The organism is Methylobacterium sp. E-025 (assembly GCF_022829705.1).
GTDB lineage: Bacteria > Pseudomonadota > Alphaproteobacteria > Rhizobiales > Beijerinckiaceae > Methylobacterium.
The window spans coordinates 1-2,895 of the sequence record NZ_JAKSYR010000046.1 but is presented as its reverse complement, the minus strand read 5'-3'; the positions used below and the strand labels follow the sequence as shown (position 1 = coordinate 2,895).

Annotated in this window: 4 protein-coding genes; all 4 read right to left on the bottom strand. The window is 70.9% G+C overall.

The features are described 5' to 3' along the window. Nucleotides 1-252: 252 nt before the first annotated feature. The gene (locus MKK64_RS04050; protein ID WP_243932330.1) at nt 253-1,173 is read right to left on the bottom strand and encodes a PhnA-like protein; all 921 of its coding nucleotides are present in this window, start codon (nt 1,171-1,173) and stop codon (nt 253-255) included. A gap of 105 nt (nt 1,174-1,278) precedes the next feature. Continuing rightward, nucleotides 1,279-1,782 (bottom strand): CsbD family protein, encoded by a 504-nt coding sequence (locus MKK64_RS04045; protein WP_243932329.1) that lies wholly within the window; start codon nt 1,780-1,782, stop codon nt 1,279-1,281. Between the two features lie 54 nt (nt 1,783-1,836). Next, nucleotides 1,837-1,998, bottom strand: a complete 162-nt coding sequence (locus MKK64_RS04040; protein ID WP_243932328.1) for a CsbD family protein — start codon at nt 1,996-1,998, stop codon at nt 1,837-1,839. A gap of 94 nt (nt 1,999-2,092) precedes the next feature. Then, nucleotides 2,093-2,895 (bottom strand): helix-turn-helix transcriptional regulator (locus MKK64_RS04035; RefSeq protein WP_243932327.1); only part of this gene is annotated, 803 nt, incomplete at its 5' end.

Here is a 2,895-nt window from a genome sequence, read left to right as displayed (position 1 = left end):
TAATATAACCAAATTAAAACCCTATGCCCACACGACACACTTGCCGAACCAAGAAGGCAGCCAGGAACCGCCAGGGACGCTGCGGGCGGCCTGGTAGGGGAGGCCCTGCATCTTTGCGGTGGGGGTGCTTGTGGGTTGGTTCCTTGGGCGGGAAGGGAGGGGTGCGGGGGGGGGGCCGGCCGGTCGCATGGACCGGCCGGTCGTTCGCCGAGCGTCGGGCTGAGCCGAGCTCGAGTTCAGCCGGGACTCGGCTCAGGCGCGGCGGGCGTCGTAGCCGGCGACCAGGGTCGGCGGCTTCGGGGCGCCGAGGCGGCCGCCGAGGAAGCCGGCGAGCGCGCCGAGGATCAGCGCGAGGGCGCCGTAGAACGCGCCCTGCGTGGCCGCACTGCGGGTGGCCTCGGCTGCGGCGGACGCCTTCTGCTTGGCGTCGGCGAGCGCGGCGTCGTACTGCTTCTCGTAGTTCTGAATCTGCGTCTTGGCCTGGTCGACCGGGATGCCCTGGGCCTTGGCCAGCGCGTCGGCGGCGCGGTTCTCGGCCTGGGCCTTCTGGGCCGGGTCGCCGGACAGCAGGGCACGGACCGCCGAGGCGGCGGCATCGCGCAGGGCCTGCGGGTCCTGGCCGGCCGCCTGCTGGCGCACCGACTTCTCGATCCCGTCGAGCGGGTTCGAGATCTGCGCCAGCGACGGGGCCGCCGCCTGCGCCGCGGTCTTCACGGTGCCGCCGACGAGCGAGCCGGCGCCACCGAGCGTGCTGGTCACGCCCGAGAAGGCGCCGCCGATGAGGCCGCCTGCGGCCGAGGTGAGCAGGTACAGCACGACGAGGGTCGTCACTGCCCAGGCGACGAGGCCGTGCAGGCCGGCAGCCCCCGTGACGGGCTTGCCCGAGAGGCGCCCGGCGATGAGCCCGCCGGCGAGCGAGGCGACGATGCCGGAGCCGACGAACCAGAGGCCGGCGCCGAGCGACAGGGTCGAGGCGGTCGGGTTGTCGACCGCCGGGCCGCCGACGCTGGACAGGCCGACGCCGACGCCGAGCATGTTGAGGATGACCTGGGTCACCAGCGCCGTCGCGGCCCCGGCGAAGATCGCGCCCCACGACACCTGGTTCAGCAGGACGGTTCGGACGTCGGCCGAGGCCGCGGCGGGAGGGGTCGCGAGGAGGGGGGAAGCGGACACGTACGGGTACTCCGGGTCGTCGGTCGTCCGAGAAGCTCGGTCGTTCGAGGGGTCGGTGGGTGGAGGCGGGATGAGCGGCCGCGCGAGCACGCGCGGCCGGGCCGATCAATCGCGGCCGTGGATCAGCAGGCCGAGGCCGTAGCCGAGGAGGCCGGCCACGAGCAGCGCGGCCATCGGGTGCTCGGCGATCCGGCCGGCGGCCTCGCGCCCGCCCTGGCGCAGGGACCGGGCGCCGGTCTCGTAGGCGTCCTCGGCCCGGTCGTAGGCGTTGCCGCCGGCGCTGCGGACGTAGCGCTCGCCGCGCTCGTAGCCGTCCTCGGCGGCGCCCTGCGCCCGGCGCGCGCGGTCCTCGACGTCGTCGGAGCCGACGAGGCTTCCGACCGCGTCGCGCACCCGGCCGCCGATGTCGCGGGCGGCGTCGGCGACGTGCTCGGCGGCGTCGCGCACGGTGTCCTTGGCCTGGCCGTAGAGGTTCTCGGCGGAGCCCTGCGCCTCGCGGGCGCGGCCCTCGACCGAGTCCCGCTTCGAGCCGGTGAGGTCGCCGACGGCGCCCTGCACCTTGCCGCCGAATTCCTTGGCGGCACCCGTGACCCCATCCGTATCAACCATGATGTCCGTGTCCTAAGTTAGAAACGTTGCAGGAGATGCGTAGTGTCGTCGATGCTACGTCTCGGGACCGACGTTCGGTTTCACCGCATCACTCGGTAATTTCTGCTGAGCCTTGCCTTCGGTCTCGGCCTTTTCGTCGCCGATCAACTTGCCGATGGCTTCCTTGACCGAGCCCTTTATCTTTTCCGAAGCCTCGGATGACTTTTGTGCGCTCATCGGTGTCTCCGCAGCGACCGAGACGAAGTTCGTTGCCTGAGATGGTCCGCCGATCCGGCGGGACAATGATGCAGACGTACCAGTCGGGCAGTCTTTATTTCTCGGTCGGCGACAGCGGGAACCCGTTGTCCCGCCCCCAGACGATGGCTTCCGTGCGCTTGTGGACGTTGAGCTTCCGGTAGAGTGACGCGGAATGGTTGCGCACCGTGTTCTTGGAGAGGTTGAGCCGCTTGGCGATTGCCTCGTCGCCATGGCCCTGGCAGATCAGGTCGAGGATCTGGCGTTCCCGGACGGTGATGTTCGGGGCGATGCCGTCCTTGTGGCCGGTCCCCGGTCGCCGGAGGTTGGCGAGCTTCTCGATCAGGCCGCGGCTGAACCAGGAGGTGTCGGCCATCACCGCCTCGACCGCCTCGAACATGTCCCGCTCGCTGCGCTTGCGGTCGGTTATGTCCTGCAGGACGAGCAGGGCGAAGACGGCGTCCCCGATCTCGACGCGCTCGGCCGAGGCGAGGCAATCGAGGTTCGTCCCGTCCTCGTGGCGCAGGCAGACCTCCAGACCGAGCACGAAGCCGGTGCGCAACAGGGCGGTCTCGAACTTGGACCGCGCCGCATCGTGGACCCACAGGCCGAACTCGGCGGGCGAGCGTCCCAGGACGGCGTCGGCGGCGTAGCCGAAGACGCGCGCGAAGGCGTCGTTCACGCCGGTGATCCCGAAGCCGTCGGCGCGCGCGAGCAGGGTCGGCACCGGCGTCAGCCGGAACGCCTTGGCGAAGCGCTCCTCGCTCTGGCGCAGCGCCGTCTCGGCCTTCTTGCGCAGCTCGAGGTCGGCGAAGGTGAACAGCATGCACGGCTCGTCGCCCAGCTCCATCGGCTGGCCGGCGACGATCACGAACCGTG

What these genes read in the sequence shown, in the direction of transcription:
- MKK64_RS04045 (WP_243932329.1), bottom strand. Translation starts at nt 1,782, where the DNA reads ATGGTTGATACGGATGGGGTCACGGGTGCCGCCAAGGAATTCGGCGGC.
- MKK64_RS04040 (WP_243932328.1), bottom strand. Translation starts at nt 1,998, where the DNA reads ATGAGCGCACAAAAGTCATCCGAGGCTTCGGAAAAGATAAAGGGCTCG.